This is a genomic window from Desulfovulcanus sp., from assembly GCF_982781345.1.
Genome location: NZ_CEYAEZ010000025.1, coordinates 13537 through 33586, shown reverse-complemented (window position 1 = coordinate 33586; position 20050 = coordinate 13537). Strand labels below are relative to the sequence as shown.

Annotated in this window: 20 protein-coding genes and 1 tRNA gene; 4 read left to right on the top strand and 17 right to left on the bottom strand. The window is 42.9% G+C overall.

The annotated features are described in order from the left end of the window. The 17 genes from AC3WVG_RS05780 to AC3WVG_RS05700 form a co-directional block, all read right to left on the bottom strand. Positions 1–651 (bottom strand): SLC13 family permease (locus AC3WVG_RS05780; protein ID WP_488797220.1); only part of this gene is annotated, 651 nt, incomplete at its 3' end. A gap of 158 nt (positions 652–809) precedes the next feature. After that, positions 810–1361, bottom strand: coding sequence for a CBS domain-containing protein (locus tag AC3WVG_RS05775; protein WP_488797219.1), 552 nt, complete (start codon positions 1359–1361; stop codon positions 810–812). A 119-nt stretch (positions 1362–1480) separates the two neighbouring features. Continuing rightward, complete coding sequence (locus AC3WVG_RS05770) at positions 1481–2917, bottom strand: transferase (protein WP_488797218.1); 1437 nt, start codon at positions 2915–2917, stop codon at positions 1481–1483. Between the two features lie 54 nt (positions 2918–2971). Continuing rightward, on the bottom strand, positions 2972–4435 hold the full coding sequence (locus AC3WVG_RS05765; RefSeq protein WP_488797217.1) for an SLC13 family permease: 1464 nt from the start codon (positions 4433–4435) through the stop codon (positions 2972–2974). A 16-nt stretch (positions 4436–4451) separates the two neighbouring features. Next, entirely contained in the window at positions 4452–5009 is a 558-nt protein-coding gene (locus tag AC3WVG_RS05760; RefSeq protein WP_488797216.1) for a CBS domain-containing protein, read from the bottom strand. Positions 5010–5278: 269 nt separating this feature from the next. Continuing rightward, positions 5279–5641 carry a response regulator gene (locus AC3WVG_RS05755; protein ID WP_488797215.1) on the bottom strand — a complete coding sequence of 121 codons (363 nt, stop codon included), beginning with the start codon at positions 5639–5641 and terminating at the stop codon, positions 5279–5281. Positions 5642–5856: 215 nt separating this feature from the next. Next, a complete protein-coding gene (gene pnp / locus AC3WVG_RS05750) occupies positions 5857–8067 on the bottom strand; it encodes a polyribonucleotide nucleotidyltransferase (RefSeq protein ID WP_488797214.1) in 2211 nt (736 codons plus the stop codon). A 207-nt stretch (positions 8068–8274) separates the two neighbouring features. Continuing rightward, complete coding sequence (gene rpsO / locus AC3WVG_RS05745) at positions 8275–8544, bottom strand: 30S ribosomal protein S15 (protein ID WP_252380921.1); 270 nt, start codon at positions 8542–8544, stop codon at positions 8275–8277. Positions 8545–8571: 27 nt separating this feature from the next. Beyond that, positions 8572–9522: a tRNA pseudouridine(55) synthase TruB gene (gene truB, locus AC3WVG_RS05740; protein ID WP_488797213.1), complete on the bottom strand. Its 951-nt coding sequence runs from the start codon at positions 9520–9522 to the stop codon at positions 8572–8574. Continuing rightward, positions 9515–10486, bottom strand: a complete 972-nt coding sequence (locus tag AC3WVG_RS05735; RefSeq protein WP_488797212.1) for a DHH family phosphoesterase — start codon at positions 10484–10486, stop codon at positions 9515–9517. Before AC3WVG_RS05735 ends, truB begins: the two co-directional genes overlap by 8 nt. Next, on the bottom strand, positions 10470–10796 hold the full coding sequence (gene rbfA / locus AC3WVG_RS05730) for a 30S ribosome-binding factor RbfA (protein WP_488797211.1): 327 nt from the start codon (positions 10794–10796) through the stop codon (positions 10470–10472). Before rbfA ends, AC3WVG_RS05735 begins: the two co-directional genes overlap by 17 nt. 5 nt (positions 10797–10801) lie before the next feature. Then, a complete protein-coding gene (locus AC3WVG_RS05725; protein ID WP_488797210.1) occupies positions 10802–11089 on the bottom strand; it encodes a DUF503 domain-containing protein in 288 nt (95 codons plus the stop codon). Positions 11090–11223: 134 nt separating this feature from the next. Further along, positions 11224–13863: a translation initiation factor IF-2 gene (gene infB / locus AC3WVG_RS05720; protein WP_488797209.1), complete on the bottom strand. Its 2640-nt coding sequence runs from the start codon at positions 13861–13863 to the stop codon at positions 11224–11226. Continuing rightward, complete coding sequence (locus tag AC3WVG_RS05715) at positions 13844–14092, bottom strand: YlxR family protein (protein WP_488797208.1); 249 nt, start codon at positions 14090–14092, stop codon at positions 13844–13846. Before AC3WVG_RS05715 ends, infB begins: the two co-directional genes overlap by 20 nt. Before the next feature lie 15 nt (positions 14093–14107). After that, a complete protein-coding gene (gene nusA / locus AC3WVG_RS05710; protein ID WP_488797207.1) occupies positions 14108–15388 on the bottom strand; it encodes a transcription termination factor NusA in 1281 nt (426 codons plus the stop codon). A gap of 51 nt (positions 15389–15439) precedes the next feature. Continuing rightward, complete coding sequence (gene rimP, locus AC3WVG_RS05705; RefSeq protein ID WP_488797206.1) at positions 15440–15916, bottom strand: ribosome maturation factor RimP; 477 nt, start codon at positions 15914–15916, stop codon at positions 15440–15442. A 99-nt stretch (positions 15917–16015) separates the two neighbouring features. After that, a tRNA-Gly gene (locus AC3WVG_RS05700) sits at positions 16016–16091 on the bottom strand. Positions 16092–16227: 136 nt separating this feature from the next. Here AC3WVG_RS05700 and flgF point away from each other — a divergent pair. The 4 genes from flgF (at position 16228) to AC3WVG_RS05680 (ending at position 19990) form a co-directional block, all read left to right on the top strand. After that, entirely contained in the window at positions 16228–17010 is a 783-nt protein-coding gene (gene flgF, locus AC3WVG_RS05695; RefSeq protein ID WP_488797205.1) for a flagellar basal-body rod protein FlgF, read from the top strand. A 215-nt stretch (positions 17011–17225) separates the two neighbouring features. Further along, a complete protein-coding gene (flgG, locus tag AC3WVG_RS05690) occupies positions 17226–18008 on the top strand; it encodes a flagellar basal-body rod protein FlgG (protein ID WP_488797204.1) in 783 nt (260 codons plus the stop codon). 84 nt (positions 18009–18092) lie between these two features. After that, positions 18093–19049 carry a flagellar basal body P-ring formation chaperone FlgA gene (flgA, locus tag AC3WVG_RS05685; RefSeq protein WP_488797203.1) on the top strand — a complete coding sequence of 319 codons (957 nt, stop codon included), beginning with the start codon at positions 18093–18095 and terminating at the stop codon, positions 19047–19049. 209 nt (positions 19050–19258) lie between these two features. Next, positions 19259–19990: a flagellar basal body L-ring protein FlgH gene (locus AC3WVG_RS05680; RefSeq protein WP_488797202.1), complete on the top strand. Its 732-nt coding sequence runs from the start codon at positions 19259–19261 to the stop codon at positions 19988–19990. The last annotated feature ends 60 nt before the right edge of the window (positions 19991–20050 follow it).

Genomic DNA, 20050 nt, shown 5'->3' with positions numbered 1-20050 from the left:
CTCGTTTTCATTCATGGCCATGACGCGGTCTCTGTTTTCCTGCTTAACATGAAGATGCTTGCCAAAAATGATTTTCCAGCAAAGCATCCAGATAATAAAGATGATGATAACGGCCGGAGTTAGGTGGATAATAAAGTCCATAAAGTTCAGCCCCGCTTTAGATGCGATCATGATGTTTGGGGGGTCACCAATCAACGTGGCAGTCCCGCCAATATTTGAAGCCAGGACTTCGGTAATCAGGTAAGGGACCGGGTCCACTTCCAGTTGCTCTGCAATTAACAGGGTTACCGGAGCCAGAAGAAGAACAGTAGTTACATTGTCCAGAAAGGCCGAACCAATGGCAGTAATCACGGCAAAGATGGCCATTATGGTATATGGTTCTCCTTTGGCTACCTTGGCAGATTTGATGGCTACGTATTGAAAAACCCCTGTTTTGGTCATAACATTGATGATGATCATCATTGAAATGAGCAAAAAGATAACATTCCAGTCTACACCCAGTTCAATGTCGTGCAGGGCTTCATGTTGCAAAAGAATTTTTGTAATTAAAACCAGGGCAGCTCCAAACAGCGCCACCTTGGTTTTATGTACCTTTTCAGATACAATTACCGCATAAGAAATGACAAAGATTAAGGTCGCCGTCCAAAACATTTATTTCCTCCCGTTTTTTGCAATTTTGATGCTTATGTAATTGAGCCTTGGCGGTTTAAAAAAATGAATCTTGGAGATTAGTTGCATAGTTCTTTTTGTAAATTAAGTTTTGAACTTTACCAGAATTTATAAAACTTTTCATTTCATATAGATCAACTTTAGTCATTATTTCCTTCGTTTTGGAGATTATACAGATATTTTTTTTTATCTTCTTCTGTTTTTATCTTGGCTAGGTCAACTGTTTGTAGTTTTTTAAGATTACAGTTTAAACAGGTTTTGACCATATAGTTTAAAATGTCTCGTCGATGGACTTCACCCAGTAGTACGCCATCTTCATCCAGTACTGGGAGGGCATTTATTCTCTTTTCCACAATCAGAGCTTCTGCTTCCATGGCATGGTCTGTAGGCCTCAATGCTGTAAACTCAGTGAACATAATTTCTTTAGCTGTTTTACTTCTAGCAGCTTTTATACATTTTTTTAAAAAGTCATCACTGTCACTAAGGGAGCGGAGCAGATTGGAATCAATATAGCTTGGTAAAACGACCTTTAGGAGGTCATAACCTGTAATAATTCCTTTTAGTTTCAATTCGTCATCAACAACATATACTTGTCTGGGAGCTAGTTCAGCTATTTTACACATTAGTGTTTCAAAGTCACAATTTGGGCTGACTAGCACCAGATTGGTGCGCATGATTTTTGAGATTAACATCTTCTCCTCCAAGGGGTTGTAGGTTAAATGAACAGTTGAGTGGGTAAATGGTTGAGTAGTGGGGTAGTGAGGCAATTCTTCAAATTAACTCCCTTACCTACTCAACCCAATTAAGTCGCTCAACTAATCTCCAGGTGCTTTATGTCTAGGGTTGGATATAGTCCCTTTAAAGGCCCGTCTGGATAGGGCTGGATAATATTAAAAGTAATATCCTGTCCTTTTTGGGCATGCCCCTCTCCATTTTTGCCGTCATAAAAAGCGCCATTGGCCTCTAATATATGTTCCAGGCGGTGTTTAAAGCCCTCAACAAATGCTTTGCCATTGCCTTGAAAAATCATGGCTCCTTTTTCTATTTTGCTGTCAACCTTGGCAAGCTCATCCAGATCAATGATATGGTTTTTTAAGTCTTCCCGGGAGCGAATAAGTCCCCAAATGAGATGGTTGGCCGGTATCTCCAGTGGTTCTTGGGCATCAATAATACAATGGGGCATGACAATGCTTCCCTCACCGATTGTGATAGGGGCATCTTTTTTTCCACAGACAAAGGAGTTGAATCCGACAAAGATGTTTTGTCCGAGCTTGGTATGGATGACTTTGCCGCCGTGGGCAGTAATATTGTTGCCTTCAAGAGTTGAATTTATAATATAACAGTTTTCCTGGGCATTGGAGCCTTTGCCAAGAAAAGCATTTTCCAGATAGGCCCTTTGTGCTACAAGAACATTTTCACCGATTTGCACATCCCCTTTAACCACGGCATAGGGACTGACTGAAGCTCCCTTAGCTGATGGAAGGGCTCCGGACGGGACATGTTCAAAAATATCTTCAAAGTCTTTTTTCCGGCTTTCAACAAAGTCTATGAGAATTCCCTTAGGCTGTTCTCCAGGCTTTAAGCTGATATAGGTCTTTAAACTTTCCAGTTGGAAACGATAACGGAAATCGAAATTTCCTTCCGAACGTACCCAGATTAGACCTGGTTCTACCCAGTGGTGAGCAAGTTCTCCTACCTGGACATAGGCATAATTGCTAATGATACAGTCATGGACAGTGGTCAGGTCAACGGTGGCAAACGGGGCAATGAATGATCCTTCTACAGGAGCGCCGTGAATATTGGCATAGTGCATGGACAAGGTATTTTTTATCCAGAACTCTTCTGGCTCTTCCGGATCATGGGAAAAACTATGAATAAGGGTTTTAATGAGGAAGCTATCCCGGATTTTGATCTCCTCATCTTTGTGTAAAGGGATATCTATCCCATCTACCCGAAAAGACTCGCCTTTGGTTTTCAGTTCGTCACCGCGAACGTCTGTTTTATATAGTATAGAGTGTTCAACAGTACATTTTCCTAGAAAATAACTACCAGCGAGACTGGAATTAAAGAAATAAAAATGTAGTGGATGTCTTAAGGAAAGGCCGTAAAAGGCATAAAACTTTGAGAATTGCTCAATGGGAATGGTCTCCAGGATGTATTTACTGCAGTCAAAACTAGGTTCACGTAGGTTAACATTAATTCGATTGATGATGCGATGCATTAACTTTGTTAGGCTGCTGTTGTTCATAATACCTCCTTTTTGACAGGGAGCGGTTTTACGTACCGTCACCTGCATTTTGTTTTATCCGGTTGTTACGGGCATACCCATTATTGGCCATAGTACATAAACCGCCAGTCCAACGACAATCATCAGTAATATACTGGCGGGAATTCCATACAAGAAGAACTCTCCGGTTGTAAATTGTTTTGAGTCGTAAGCAATGGCATTAGGTGCGGCGCCAACCAAGAAAAGGAATGGCATACCAGCGGCAACTAATGATGCATAAAGGATAACATCAGGAGCTACACCAAGGTAAGGGGCAATGACTAAGGCTACAGGCAGGGAAATGGCAATTGCTGCCACGTTCATGATAAAATTTGTCATGAGCATGACAAAGAATGCAATACTCATGACAAAAATAAACCAGTGAGATTCCTTAAACATGTTCAACCAGTTAACGGCTAGCCACTTGGCTGCCCCGGTTTCCCAGAGACAAAAACCAATACTCATGGCGCCGGCAAAGAGGAGGATGATGTTCCAAGGTACTTCTTCAAGATCTTTGATGTCCAGGATGCGAAGTATGAAGAATAAGATGGTAGAAAGCAGGATGATGGCTGTTTTATCAATGGCCTTTAGTTCTGGAATAAATGAGCGCAAGGACATGACCACAATTACGCCAATAACGATTATCCCGGCAATAATTTCGTCTCTGGTAATTGGGCCTAGCTGGGCGTTGAGTTCTTTAGCCTTCTCTCGAAGACCGGGGATTCTGTCTTTTTCCGGTTTTAGAAAAATCATGAAAAATCCCCAGAGTAAAAAGGTCATGAGCCAGCCAATAGGGGCCATGTAATAGGTAAGCTGGAAGAAGGTTACGTCCTTGTTCACTATTTCGTTAAAAAAACCGAGAGCCACAGCACCGCGGGCAGCACCAAGCAGGGTGACGATACTTCCAGCACCGGCCACATAAGCCATACCCATGAATAGACCCTTACCGAATTTTGTTGGCTTGTTGCCTTCGCCATATAGAGAATAAATGGCCAGAAGAAGGGGATAGATGGTGGCAGCTACAGCAGTGTGGGCCATGAAATGGGTCATGGCTGCTGTGACCACAAAGCACCCCAAGTAGATCATGCTTGTCCTTTCGCCCACAATCATCAGCATTTTATAGGCCAGTCTTTTGGTTAGGCCTGTCTTGGTGAATACAGTGCCGATGATTAACGAGGCAAAGATAAACAAGACTGATGGATCCATAAAATCCTTGAAAGCCACCTTAGCTGGACGGATAAGAAACATGGCCTGCAAGACCCCGATGGCCAGACTAGTCACACCAATAGGCACAACTTCAAAGACCCACCAGGTTCCGGCGAGCAAAAATACGGCTATTGCGCCTTTACCTTCTCGAGACAGTGGAAAATGCTTACCGAAAGGGTCAATGGCATCGGGCCATTGCGGTGACTGGTAAACAATAGTGAACAGGGCAATGCCAAGAAAAATAAAAAGTACTCGTTTCCAATCAAATTTGTTGTCCAAGCTTTGCGCTGTCATCTATTAAACCTCCCTATTAATTTTCTGGTAGTGTACAGTTTTCAATAATAGAGGAGACAAGATTGAATAAATCAATGGACCTGAGCAGACCGATAAAGTGACCTTGCTCATTGAAAACGATCAGAGCGTGACAGTGGTTCAAAATCATTTGGTGTGCGGCTTTGTCCAAGGTGGTGGTGGCAGATATGGTTTCAGATTTCTCTAATGGACGCATTATGTTTTTGATTAAAGTTTGCGGTACTTTTTTGCATAGCTCTTCCAGAGGGTGTGCCCAGAGTTCATGAGTTTTTAAAATAGACTCCATAAAATCTGTACTATAACCAAATCGTGACAGATCTAGGTCAGAGATTTCTCTGTATTTTGGCTCTACTCCTCGTAGAACATCCAGAATAGTCAACTGTGAAACTACCTTACCTTGTTTATCGACTACAATGATGGTTGTGTGGATTTTTCCCTTAGTTTTTATGTGTTGCTGCTTGAGCTTTAAAATCGCCTCATAAAGAGTAGTATCTTCTGTGACATGAATATACTCGTCTTTAGGGATCATGATGTCTTGAACAAAAGTTCGTCTCATATTTATCTCCTTATATTTCAGCAAAAGGATCGTTTTTGCGGATAATTTTGGATTCCAAATGTTGAATCTTTAATTACTTTAGCATTATGATGTTGGACTAGATTGATGCGTCTACTAAAATCAAGATGTCTACGATTCGGTTTTAAAATTTTTAAAATTGGTCAATTAAAATATAGAATTTTATCTCATTGGAAAAATATGGAATATTTTACAATCTGAAACATTTTAAATTTAATATTTTATATAAACAATTTTTTTGCATGACTGGCCTATTTATCTAATGCCTCATTAATCAGCTTGATTAACTTATTTAGGTCAAACGGAGTGTATAGATCATCAAAAACCCCCATTTGCATGGCTTTGATGGACAGGTGAATGTGTTCGGTATCGTTAATAACAATTATTGGAACAAGGGGTAATTTTTTTTTGATTTTTTTTATGATTTCCAAACCCTTATTTTGTAAACCATGTAAGTCGAGGATGACTGCTTTTGCCTTGGATTGCCAAAGTTCCTCCAGGATATTTTCAAAGTTTTGAGCATGGAAAATATCGAACCCCTTTTCTTTGAGTCTAAAAATTAACTTTTGCAAAAAGAGGTTGTTAGATTCGATAAGAAAGATTCTTTTAGCCATGCTAACCAACGTTTTTTTTTGTTAAATTTTTCTCAAACCAATTTGGTATACAGCAAGGATGGTGCCAAGAAAAATAGTATGTTGTTTTAATATGTTAAAGCAGGTACGGGTCGCAGGTGAAACATAATGAAAAGGTATATTCTTGTTAGTGTTTTGTTATGAAACAAATTGAAAAGGTAACGACAAAAAAAAGGGGGCTGTGCCCCCCACCTTTTTTATCGTTTAAAACGTGATTTAGTTCGATCGCCTCGTTTTCGCGATGGTCCAGAACGACTTGGGCGGGCAAAAGAAGAAAGGTCTACTTTTTCACCGTTCTCCTCCTGAATGACAGCTGAACGACTCAGGCGGATCCGGCCATTGTCTTCAATTTCAATTACCTTTACCTTAACCCTGTCTCCTACCTTTAGCAGATCAGAGACGTTCTCGACTCTTTCTTTCGCTAGTTGGGAGATATGCACTAGACCGTCCACTCCAGGCAGGATTTCCACTACTGCCCCGAAGTCAAGAATTTTCTTCACCAGGCCCTCGTAGTTTTTGCCTAGTTCTGGTTTTTGATTGAAAAACAGGATCATTTCAATAGTTTCATCCAGCGCCTTTTGCGAAGGTGCAAAGATGGTGATTTTTCCTGTATCTTCAATGTCAACAGAGGCGTTGGTAGTAGCAGTAATGGCCTTGATGTTTTTGCCGGATGGTCCAATAACATCTTTTATTTTCTCCGGCTCCACATAGATCACTCCCATCTTAGGTGCATAAGGTGAAAGCTCTGTTCTGGGTTTGTCCAGGACCTTGTTCATGGCTTCCAGAATGTGCAGCCGGGCATCCTTGGCTTGGGCTAAGGCTTTGGCCATGATTTCAGAGGGGATGCCGGAAATTTTGATATCCATTTGAATAGCCGTGACCCCATCCTTAGTCCCAGCCACTTTAAAGTCCATATCGCCCAGATGGTCCTCATCGCCCAGTATATCAGTGAGAATAAAATAATCCTCGTTTTCCTTAATCAGTCCCATTGCAATCCCGGCTACTGGTTCTTTAATGGGGACGCCTGCATCCATTAAAGCCAGGCTGCTCCCGCATACAGTGGCCATGGATGATGAACCGTTGCTTTCCATGACTTCCGAAACGATTCTTAAAGTAAAAGGAAACTCTTCTGCAGATGGTAGAATAGGCGAGAGAGCCCGTTCAGCCAGAGCTCCATGTCCGATTTCTCGCCTCGATGGTCCCCGCAACATCTTTACTTCGCCCACGCAATAAGGAGGGAAGTTGTAGTGGAGCATAAATCTTTTTACGCTATCTCCAGCCAAAGTTTCAATGCGCTGTTCATCAGTGGTGCTGCCCAACGTAGCGATACATAGAACTTTTGTTTCTCCCCGAGCAAAAATAGCTGAGCCATGGGTCCGAGGTAATATTCCCACTTCAATTGTTAGAGGCCTGACAGTTGTTAAATCTCGCCCATCAATTCTGATTCCTGATTCCTTGATCTTTTTGCGTACAATCTCTTTTTCCAGTTCTTCCAATATAGTAGAAACCATACTAAGTTTAGCGGTAGCGTCTGATTCTTCAGAAAATTTTTCTGTCAGGGCTTCTATGACTTGGTTGTAGACTTCTTTTTTAGCCTGTTTGCGAGGAAGCTTTTCAGGGACTTCCAGAGCCTTACTTAAATCTGAATAAGCCAACTCCCGTACAGTATTTTTCAGATCTTCATCTAGCTCAGGAGGAGTAAATTTCAGTTTTTCCTGACCACATCTCTGGCGAAGAGTTTCCTGAGCCTCTATTACGGGGAGTATTTTTTCATGTCCCCACTCAATGGCTTCAGCCAGGAGGTTTTCGGGAAGGAATCTGGCTCCTCCTTCAACCATAACCACACCGTCTCTGGTAGCAGCAAGAACCAGATTCAGTTTACTTTGCTGGATCAGGTCTTGTGTGGGGTTCAGAACAAATTGTCCATTAATATATCCGATTCTAGCGCCAGCAATCGGGCCAGAAAAAGGAATTTTTGAAATGTGTAAAGCCGCAGAGGCTCCGGTCAAGGCCAGTATATCGGGATCATATTGGGGATCTGCCGATAAGACAGTGGCAATTATTTGTACTTCATCGCGGAAGCCATCAGGGAAAAGGGGACGAATAGGGCGGTCGATAAGCCGAGAAACAAGGGTTTCCCGTTCGCTGGGCCGACCTATCTCCCTGCGGAAATAGCCGCCGGGGATTCTTCCGGCAGCATAAGACATCTCCTGGTAGTTGACTACCAGGGGCATAAAGTCTGTTTCTCGGTCAAGGGTCTGGGTAACTGCAGTAACTAAAACAACGGTGTCACCGCATTGGACCCAAACTGCACCGTCAGCCTGTAAAGCTAGCTTTCCGCTTTCCAGGATGATTTCACTGCTTCCATAAGGTGCACTTACCCGAGATGAATCGAAATTCTGTTCCATTTTTTTCAAGTCCTTAAGTTTGTGAGAATAATTAGCTTGGCTACTTTTGCTCTCTTTTTATGGGTTTATAGTTTTGAGTTTTGAGTTCTGAGTTGACTTTTTTATATGCGTCCAAGATTTTACATTCCGTTTCGATAAAAATCAGTATGAAAATCTGAAGAGCGCATCATGCAAACTCAGAACCCAAAACTCTTCTCAGACATCCTGCTACTTTCTAAGTCCTAACCGTTTGATGAGATTACGATATCTTTCGATATCTTTATTTTTCAGGTACTTGAGCAGGTTTCTTCTTTTACCGACCAGTTTTAAAAGCCCGGTGCGAGAATGGTAGTCTTTTTTATGTACTTTAAAGTGTTCGGTCAGATACTTAATCCTGGCGGTTAAAAGAGCTACCTGTACTTCTGGAGAACCAGTGTCTCCGTCATGTTGCTTAAACTCATCAATAATCTTTGCCTTTTCTTCAGGGGTCATAACCACAGCAATATCCTCCTTGAGTTTTAGATTCTAGTTTTGCGCCCATAGTCCGCGCAAAATGGTCCACCTAAGCCGCCCATCCTTTAACTTGGCCTGAACCAAAGCCAGTTCCTGTCCTTTTTCATTTATTAGCAGTGCCCTGGTATCTTTTTTTGGTGGCAACTCTGGAACCAGTTCCGGATCCAAGGCATGTCCATGACGGATGAGCTTTTCTGCCTCTGTAGCAACAGTTGCCTGTGGCCAATGAGACAGTGCCTTGGGTATGGACAAAATAAAAGGTTCCAGTTGTTCCGCTTTTAAGACGTCCTCCAGGTCAAAAGCTTGTTCAAGCCCGAAAGGATGACATTTTTCCCGGATGAGCTCGGTTAGAACAGCCCCGCACCCTAAGCGCTTCCCCAGGCTGTGGGCCAGGGAGCGTATATAAGTGCCCTGGGAGCAAGTCACCCGAAAATTTATTTCTGGCAAGTCTATGTCTATGACTTGTGCCTCAAAAATTTTTATTGCTTTTGTCTTTAAAGGGACCTTTTGTCCAGTCCTTTTTAGGACATAAAGTGGTTTCCCTTTATATTTTGCCGCTGATACCGGAGGTACCTCCTGTTCTTGAAGAGTTTTCCAGTTCAGAATTTCCTGGACAACATCTTCCTCGCGGATATTGTCCCAGGGAAGTTCTGCTTCGATTTTCCCTTCAATATCATAGGTATCAGTGACAAGGCCAAGTCGTACGGTCCCTGCATAGGTTTTTTTGCCTTGGCCTAAATAATTAGCCAGCTTGGTAGCCTGCCCGAATAAGACCAGAAGAACTCCTTGAGCTAAGGGATCCAAGGTTCCGGCGTGGCCGATTTTCTTTGGTTTAAATCTTTTTTTAATTCTATTTAGACACGCAGTAGAAGTAGGCCCTTTGGGTTTATTTAAAACCAGCACGCCACTTGGAAGAGTCGAGGTTCGAGAGTCGAGAGTTAAAGAGGAAGTAATGTTATTCATATTTAGACAAATATTTGCTCACAGTATCTAAAACTTTTTCTTTGGCCTGGCTTAAGGACATTTCCAATGTCCCTCCGGACGCATTTTTATGTCCACCCCCGCCTAAGGAGCTGGCCATCTGTTGTACATCTATTTTGCCGTATGAGCGGAGGCTGAACTTAATCTTTTCTGCCCCATCTTCGCGTAAACTAATGGCCACCTTAACACTTTTTATATTTCGTACGTAGTTTACCAACCCTTCGCAGTCCTCAACAGTGGAGCCTGTCTGTTTGAACATCTCTTCCGTAATAGTGATCAGGCCGATTTGGTCATTAAAGTGCAGCTCTGTCCCCTGCAGAACTTTGCCCTGTAGTTTGATCCTGTTTATAGTCCACTGTTTTTGCATCTGGGCATTCACGAGGCCATAGTCCAGTCCTTGACGAATGAGATGGGCTGTAAGTTCCAGAACTTCTGGAGTTGTGTTGCCAAAGGAAAAGCCGCCAGTATCACTAGCAATGGCCAGATAGATAGCCTCAGCCAGAGGACCCCGTAAAGGAACTCCCAATTTTCTGGCTATTTGGGCCACCATTTCTCCCACCGAAGAAGAACGTGGCTCGACCCAGTTGATGAGTCCAAAGTTAGGATTGCCCAGGTGATGGTCAATATTGATGGTTTTGACCTTGGTTATCAGGTTTTTGATTTTTTCTCCAGGCCGACTGCTATCTCCACTATCAAGAACGATTAACCATTCAGGCTCTTGCTCGGGCAGTTCCTGAACGATTGGTCCCGGCAGCTTTAACCAGCCAAGCCTTTGCGGTAGTCCAGACTCGTTATACAGAACAAAGTTTTTTTTCAGGGTCTGTAAAATATAGCCCATGGCAGCCATGGCTCCGACAGCATCGCCATCTGGATTGGCATGGGCTGTGACCAGGAAATGGTCGTTTTCTTTTATAGCTGTTAGTATTTGCTCAAGATTTTTGGTCATAGACCATTTCCTCAAGAAAAGTATCCCAAACAAAGCGCAGTTCAGGTACAAAACGCAGGCGCAAGTTTTGTCCAAGACTTGAACGTAAAAAACCCCGTGCGTGCTTCAGAGCCTGGGCAAGTTCATCGGATTGACCATGAATATGGGTATAGAGCACTTCAGCCACGCTCATATCCCGGTTTAAACGCACTCCGCTTATAGTTATGAGCTGTAGTCGAGGATCCTGAATGTCCTCGACCATAATTTTGGCCAACTCCTGCATGATCATGTCGGCCAGTTTTGCGGCCCGTCTTGAAGTTGCTCTACGCATTACTTTTACGCTCCAAATACTTCCATATGCACATCAATTATTTCGTCGGTACTGATTGCCTCAATCATGGCCAGGGCCTTGTTCAGTATTGATTCTACTCTTTTGGTCTCATTGGCTACGGTGACAATGCCCAAAGTCAAGAAATCCAGACTGTCCAAATGTTCAATCTCAGCAACAGCCACATTGAATTTATTTTTTAGCTTTTGCTTCAAGCTATTGGTGATCTGCCGTTTACCTTTTAGAGAGAAAATACCGTATAATCTAAATTTAATGGTTAATGAACCAATCAACATTTTTCTGAGTTTTTGAGGTACGTATTAAGTTTTATATATAAGTTTTTAAGTTTGTTGAGGACACCTACCTACCCATTTAACTATTTAACGATCAACTAAACACTAAGGCCTTGGCCTTTCGCTTTGGAATAAATTTACAACTTCGCCTTTTCTTCTACTTCTTCAAAGGCCTCGATTACATCACCAACTTTGATGTCATTGTAGTTTTCCAGACCTACACCACATTCAAATCCTTTTTGTACCTCTTTGACATCATCTTTAAATCTTTTCAAAGAGCTTAATTTTCCAGTATAGATAACTACTCCATTCCTGAGCAATCTGACCTTGGCGTTGCGCATTAGTTTTCCGTCTACAACCATACACCCAGCTACTGTGCCGACTTTGGGGACAGTAAAGGTTTGCAATACTTCGGCCTGACCAAGATATTGCTCCTTGATGATTGGAGCAAGCATGCCTGCCATGGCATCTTTGATGTCATTAACGAGATCATAAATGATGTTATAGAATCTGATTTCTACGTTTTCCTTTTCAGCCACTTCTTTGACTTTTGCTGTGGGTCGGACATTAAAACCAATGATAATGGCAGAGGAAGCCGAAGCCAACATGATATCAGATTCAGAAATAGCTCCTGTTCCACCGTGGATGATATTAATCTTGATTTCATCGGTGGATAGTTTGCGCAAGGCTTCGGAAATGGCTTCCAGGGAGCCCTGGACATCAGCCTTGAGAACAAGATTGAGGGTTTGGGTTTCGCCTTCCATCTTGGCTGCAAGTAAGCTCTCTAGTGTGATTTTATTTTCCTTAGCAAGTTCCCTTTCCCTCTGTTTGACCTGCCTTGCCTCGGCAATGCGTCTGGCAACTTTCTCGTCTTTGACCACTACAAACTCATCACCGGCCTCTGGCACGCCATCGAAACCCTGTACTTCCACAGGAAATGATGGTCCTGCTTCTTTTACTTTTTTGCCTTGATCATTGAACATGGCTCTGACTTTTCCATGTTTAAGACCACAGACAAAGGCATCTCCTTGGCGCAGAGTACCGCCCTGGATGAGGACTGTCCCAACTGGGCCGCGCCCTTTATCCAACCTGGCTTCTATTATGTGCCCGTGCGCCGGCTTGTTTGGGTTGGCCTTTAGTTCTAATACCTCAGCCTGCAAGAGAATCATTTCCAGAAGTTCGTCAATACCAATTTTCTTTTTAGCTGAGACATTAGTAAATATGGTTTCACCACCCCAATCTTCGGGGACCAGCCCAAGTTCAGCCAACTCCCTTTTTACCCGATCAGGATTGGCCCCTTCCTTGTCGATTTTGTTTACAGCTACGACAATGGGTACATTAGCAGCTTTGGAGTGGTTTATGGCTTCTCTGGTCTGTTCCATAACGCCGTCATCAGCTGCTACAACCAGAACAACTATATCTGTGACCTCGGCTCCGCGGGCGCGCATGGCTGTAAAAGCCTCGTGTCCCGGAGTATCCAAAAAGACAATATCTCCTTTTGGAGAGGAGACGTAGTAGGCTCCAATGTGCTGGGTAATGCCACCTGCTTCTTCTGCAGTGACTTTTGACTTTCTAATAGCATCTAAGAGAGAAGTTTTACCATGGTCTACATGACCCATAATTGTCACCACCGGAGGCCTGGGACGCAGATCTTCGGGCTTATCTTCTTCCTTGGGCAAGAGAAATTCATCTTCTGAAAAGCCCACTTTTTCCACTTCATAACCAAATTCAGCTGCCACAATGGTTGCCGTTTCAATGTCAATAGACTGGTTAATGGTGGCCATAACGCCTAAAGAAAGTAAAGTTTTGATGATATCCTGGGCTTTGATTCCCATTTGTTTGGCCATGTCCGCCACCCTGATTGCCTCGTCAATTTTTACTTTGCGTTTGGAGGCCTTGATGGGTTGGGTAGTTGGTTTGGCAGGCTCTTTAGGAGCCTCCTTTTCTATTTTTGCCCTGGCTTTTGCTTTCCCTTGGCCTTTTTCTTCTGTTTTGACAGCTTTTTTCTTTTTTTTGGCCTTTTTGTCTTCCTCTTCTTCATCGTGATAGAAATCAGAAAAATCGACAACTCGTTTTTGTTTTTTTCCTTTTTTCTTCTTTTTACGTTTTTTCTTTCCTTCTTCTTTTTGTTCTTCAACTGGAACCTGGACTACCTCTTTAACTTCAGCTTTGGGCATGAGTTCGGATTCTACCTCAGGCTCTGTTGAAGGTTCAGCAACAGGAGGCTCAGGCTTGGAAATAACCCTGACTTGTGGCTCAACGACTTTCTTCTTCTTTTTAAACTTTTTTCTGGCTTTTTTGCGCGGTTTAAGTTCTTTCTTTTTCTGGTCTAACTCTTCTTTACTCTTTTCTACTTTTTCAGGCTTTTCAGGGGCTGCTTTTTTAAGTTCTTTTTGTGGGGGCTCGATTTTTTGACGAACTTCTTTGGCTGAGGTTACTTCAGGAGCAGTTTCTGGAGCTGGCTTTTCAGTGACCTCTCTTTTTAGTTCAGGTTCTGGCTGAGCTTTCTCTTCCTCTTTTGGACGCTCTACTTTCTGTTCTGGCTTGGGTTTGGGCTTTCTTCTACGCCTAACAATAACTCCGGACTCAGCTTTTCTTTGGACAACTGTCTCCTGAGGCGCTTTGCTTATCTTCTCACGGACTCGTTGTACTTCATCATCTGTCAATCCGCTCATGTGGCTTTTGACATGAATGTCCAGTCCCCTCAGGATTTGAATCAATTCCTTGTTGGAAATACCAAGCTCTGCAGATAACTCTCTAACGCGCATTTTGGACATGCCTTACCCCCTTACATTTATTTCGCCATCCCCTGAATTTGGATATATTTTTTTGGCATCTCTCTTTATGACAAACATAAAAGCCCCGCCCAGGGCTTTTCCCTGTGGGATCAATTTGGAGCTCGTTTCCTGTCCGTGGACAGGTGAATCGGACAAGCTCGTGTTTGGGATATTTTTGCCGGCATATAACACAAGTTCTAATAGGGATATGTTTGCTAGCTTTGCTCATTTTTTTAAAGTTATCCTAAAAAGATGAAGGATCCTCCTCTGATTCTTCCCCTTCTTTCTTTTCTTTATCCGGTCTCAAAAGATTTATGGCTGCCCTTAAATCTGAGACTTTGTCCGGGTTAAACCCTGGTATTTGCAGGAGTTCTTCATCACTGGCCTGTGCTAACTGGTCCATGGATTCAAAACCAGCCCGGAGAAAATCTTGCATTGAAACTTCTGCAGCGCTAGCCAGTTGTTCGAGCACTTTTTTATGCTCGTTCATTTGATTATATCTGGTCTCAGTATATACATCTATCTTCCAACCCAAAAGTTTAGAAGCAAGTTTAACATTCTGGCCCTTCTTGCCGATAGCCGGAGTAAGTTGATCATCAGGAACAATCACTTCTAGGGTCTTTTCTTCTTCGTCAACGAAAATTTTGGAGATGCGTGCCGGAGATAGTGCATTGGCTGCATATGTGGCTATATCCGGGCTCCAGACAACAATATCGATCCTTTCTCCTTTAAGTTCCTGGACAATATTATGGATACGAGAGCCCTTGACCCCTACGCAAGCGCCAACAGGATCCACGTCCAAATCTTGAGTCATAACAGCCACTTTGGCTCGTTTGCCCGGATCTCTAGCTGCTCCCATGATTTTGACTGTACCGTCAGCCACCTCCGGAACCTCGCGATGAAACAGGGCAATCAGATAGTCAGGATGAGAGCGGGAGACAATGATTTGCGGGCCACGTCCTTCTTTGCGTACATCAATTATGAAAGCCTGGATTCTGTCTCCACGACGATATCTTTCCTTTGGGATCTGTTCGTTTTTGGGCAAAAGCGCTTCTGTTCGGCCTAAATTAATGATCCAGCCTTCCTTGTCTCTGCGTTGGATAATACCACTTATGATTTCTCCCTTTCGATCTTTATATTCTTCATAAATGATTTCCTGTTCTGCATCGCGCATTCTCTGGATTATTACCTGTTTGGCAGATTGGGCAGCAATACGGCCTAAGTCTTCCACCTTCAGTTTGAAGCCCAATTCATCGTCCAACTGCACATTGGGGTCATGTTTTTTGGCTTCTTCCAGGGAGATTTCTGTATCCGGGTCATTTACATCCTGGACAACAATCTTGAATTGATACACATCAATTTCCCCGGTTTCTTCATTGTAACTGACCTCGATGTCCAAATGATCACCATATTTTTTGGCCACTGAAGACCGGACTGCCTCTTCCAGGGTATCCACGAGTAAATCCCGATCAATACCTTTGTCTTTGCTAATCTGGTCAATGGCCTTTTTAAGCTCTAAACCCATTGCTGTCCTCCGCTCTCTTTATATAGTCCGGAATTATATAATAATATATATTTAATCGTTAAACTCAAATTTTAATTGCACCTTTTGCGTATCGGCAAAGTCGAATTGCCATTTCTCACCTGAATCTGAGATAATAGTAAACATGTTACCCTTTACTTCCTGCAGGGTACCAGAAAAATTTTTTCGGTTGTCAATAGGATTAATTAATTTAATTTTCAGTTTTTGACCAATATAATTTGTTAATTGCTCCGAAGAAAAAAAGGTACGGTTTAAGCCTGGAGAAGATATTTCTAGATTATAAGAACCCGGTATAATATCTTCTACATCTAAAATAACGCTTAACTCTCGGCTGAGCTGGGCACACTGGTCAATATTAACGCCGTGTGGAGCATCCACATAAACTCTAAGCAAACCTCGTTTTTTGCCTGCACCCGGGGCAAACTCTATGCCCCATAGAGAAAGTCCGAACAGCTGACACTGAGCCTCAACCAGTTGGGTGATCTTTTCTTTGATCCATTCTAGTTCCATAAAATTTACCGCTTTCAAAAAAATACAGCTTTCAAAAAAAAAGTGGACCTTAAGGTCCACTCCACTAAGGCCTTGAGGGCCAATTGTTTTGACCAGGAGTGGAGCGGGTGACGGGGATCGAACCCGCGACACCAAGCTTGGGAAGCTTGTACTCTACCAGCTGAGCTACACCCGCTCAAGTAACAAGTTGGCTTATATTGCTAATTAGTAGGTGTTTGTCAAGGGTCAAAATCGGATTTTTCTGGTCTGGAGGCGATGGGGTTCAATATTTGGTCTGGTATTTGCTAATTTTTTAAAAGAGGAGGTAAATTATGCAGCAAGCTATGTACACTGCCCTGTTTGGGGCTTTAACTCAAGATTACAGGATGAATATTATAACCAACAACCTGGCCAACGTGAATACAGTAGGCTTTAAAAAGGACAAGTTGTCTTTTCGGGATGTGTTTAAGCATTATGTATCTGACTATGTAAATCCGAATGAGACTCTGGAGGACAAAATCTTATGGCCAAAGCCAAAGCTTTATGGCCAGACAAGGATTGGTTTAAGTATAATTGATTTTGGTCAGGGACCCCTACGGTATACCGGGAATAAACTGGACCTGGCCATTGAAGGAGAAGGATTTTTTCGGGTCAGGACCCCTGATGGGCAGATTGCCTATACTAGAAATGGGCGCTTCCAGAGGGACCACCGCACGGGGTACATAGTTACTGGCCAGGGTTTTGTGCTCCTTGGTAAAGGCGGCCCTATAAAGCTTCCAGAGAATGCAAATGTAGAGGTCACGGAAAAAGGCCAAGTAGTAGTTAGAGGTGAGGTGGTGGGCGATATTTCTCTGGTTTCATTTAAGAATTTAAATGGATTGGAAAAGGTGGGCCAGCAATTATTTCGGATAAAACCAGACTTAAAAATGTCGGAGATGCCTGCTGAAAAGGCTTGGCTTAAGCAAGGTTACCTGGAGGACTCTAATGTTCAAATAGTGGAAGAAATGGTCAGAATGATTGGTACAATGCGAGGTTTTGAGTCTTTGGAAAAGATCATGGTTTCATCGCAAGAGGAGGATCAAAAGGTTATCAGGGAAGTGGGAACGGTTAGATAAAGTCAATTGGTGAATTGGAGGGTTAATGGGTAGATGAGTTAACGGGATAATGGGTTAATGGGATAATAAATATTTGCTATTAAACTTTGCTCTATCCACTCATCTACTCAATCTTATTAAAGTGCGATTCCTGTTCCAGGATACAGGAATATCGCCAAAAAGGCTAAGGGATTTAGGTTAGAATTTAAACCAGACAGACAAAGGAGTAGTAAGCCATGATGCGTTCACTCTGGACAGCAGCATCGGGTATGATGGCCCAGCAATTGAATATCGATGTCACTGCCAATAATTTGGCAAATATAAATACTATTGGGTTCAAAAAGAGTAGGGCTGAGTTCGAAGATTTGATGTATCAGAATTTAAAAATAGCTGGAGTGCAGAATCGGTCTGGGGATCGCATTCCCACAGGGATGCAGATAGGGATGGGAGTCAGGCCGGTAACTGTGCACAAACTTTTTTCTCAAGGAGATTATCAGAGTACTGGGAATCCTTTGGACTTGGCCATTGAAGGGGATGGTTTCTTTCAAGTTTTGGTTAACGGCGAGCTAGCGTATACCCGAGCAGGGTCTTTTAAGCTGGACCAGGAGGGACGAGTGGTTACAGCCAATGGTTATCCGTTACAACCAGAGTTTAATGTGCCAGCGGAAACGCAGAATATAGTGGTTACAGAGAACGGGCATATGGCCGCTTTGGACAAGGCTGGAAATGAACTGGCAGCAGTAGATATTCCCCTGTATACATTTATTAATCCTGCAGGGTTAAAAGCTATCGGACGCAATTTGTATTTAGAATCAGAGGCCTCGGGCGCGGCTACTGAGGGCGTGCCTGGCGAAAATAATGTCGGGACAATTAGTCAGGGTTTTCTGGAAATGTCTAATGTGGATTTGGTAGAAGAGATGGTGAATATGATTGTGGGACAGCGGGCCTATGAAATAAATGCCAAGGCCATTACTACCTCCGATCAGATGCTCCAGATGACTCATCAGATGAAACGGTAAAAAGTTTATGGGATTGAGGTTGTGGACGTAGGAAAGAGCACTGAACAGGCCCAACAAAATTAATAAACCATAATGATGAACACAATGAAAACAATAATTATCTGTTTGCTGCTAGTGGCGAACTGGTTTGTTCCCGGTTTAGGGCAGGCTCAGGAAGAGGGAGGGGGGTTCTGGATCAAGGAATGGGTAGCTGTACAAGGCGAGCGGGTCAGGTTTGGAGAAATAGCTGTTCCGGAAGGGGATTGGGCCCAAAAAAAGTGGTCTGAGTTGAAAGATGTTTTATTGTGGGCAGTGCCTGGTAAGAAAGTGATGGTTATTCCAAGGCAAAGCCTTTTAACAAAGCTAACTCATTTTTTAGGTGATATTGCTAGTGTTTGTTTTTTGCCCAAACAGATAATCATAAAACAGGCTGCAGGTGGTTTAGGAAAAGAAGATTTAAGAAAAAAAATCGTCACATTTTTGACAAACAAGGTAAAGATTCTAGGTGGCGAGATAAATTTTCGGGACTTTCGTTTGCCAGAAGTAATTTTTTGGCAAAAAAATGAGTCTATTCGTATTGAGCTAGCTTCTGAGGTAAGACCGGGACGTAACTCTTTACGCTTTTTGGTTGAAGATACATTTGGAAATTTGGTTAGAAGTTACACCGGCACTGTTTTTATCGATGTGTGGAAGGCAGTACCTTGTGCTGCTAAACCTTTAAATAGAAGAGAAGTTGTTTATCCGACCACTGTTCGTTTTGAAAAAAAGAATTTGGCCTATGTACATGGACAGGTCTGGGACGGACGAGGTGGTCCATGGAGGGTAAAGAGTCCTGTGGGCAAAGGACAAATTTTTGTCATGTCTAACCTAGAGCCTGTTCCCACCATCAGTCGGGGAAAGAAAGTTAATTTACAGTTTCAAGGGCAGTTTGTTTCTCTGGTAGTGCCTGCCATGGCTTTGGAGGATGGAAATTTGGGGCAGTCTATTTTGGTGAAGAATTTGCAAAGTAAAATTCAGGTAATGGCCAAGGTCGTGGATAAAAATACAGTGGTTGTCTATTGATGAAAGGTCAGGCGCATTGTTTAAGATGGGTTTGGAAAAAAATTATTCTTGAGGACAAGTAGGATCTGCCGAGGGTGGGATTCAAGATGACATGTCCATTGTCGTTACGCTGAGCGCAAGCGAATAATCTTCCGGCAAACGCGTGAAGAATTATAGTTTATTTAATCGTTTTTTACAGACGCATCCATTAATTTTGGGAGATAGAAAAAATGCTAAAAGGAATGATTTTTGTGCTTATTTGTTTGAGTATTTTTGCTTGTGCTCCGGCAAGTAAACAGTCAACTCCCATGCCTGCGTTTACTCCGCCACCTTCCGAGCATATTGTTGAAGAGGAAGTTGAGAATCCGGGTTCTCTTTTTGATCCGGACCAGGCCAATTATTTATTTACTGATAACCGGGCTAAACGAGTAGGAGATATTGTCGTGGTCAATATAATAGAAACAGTTACTGCAAAAAATAAGGCCACGACCAAGTCTGAAAAGGATTCATCCATAAATCTTGGGGTGCAGAATTTGTTCGATCTTGGACATATGCGAGCTGTACCTTTGGGTTCTATTCTTGGAGCAGGACCAAATATTGGCCCGCGGGGCACAGTGGGGACTACGCCTATGGTTAAGGCTGGTTCTGTAAGTAAGTTTACTGGCAATGGTGAAACCCAGAGAGAGTCAGATATTTCAGCCAGCGTGGCTGCCCGTGTGGTCAAGGTGTTAAATGGAGGGATTTTGCAAATTGAAGGAGCCAGGCAAATCAGGGTGAATGGAGAAACGCAGATCATAGTTGTTCGCGGATTGGTGCGGTCCAGGGATATTGGTCCTGATAATTCAGTGTCTTCTAATTACCTGGCGGATGCCCATATAGAGATTTATGGGCAGGGTATCTTGGCAGACAAACAAAAACCAGGTTGGCTAACCAGGATTCTAGACCATATTTGGCCATTTTGAGTCGTGAAAGCTGAAAAGCGCAAACTCTCCTTTTTCATCGCCCAAAAATCGGGAGCTTCA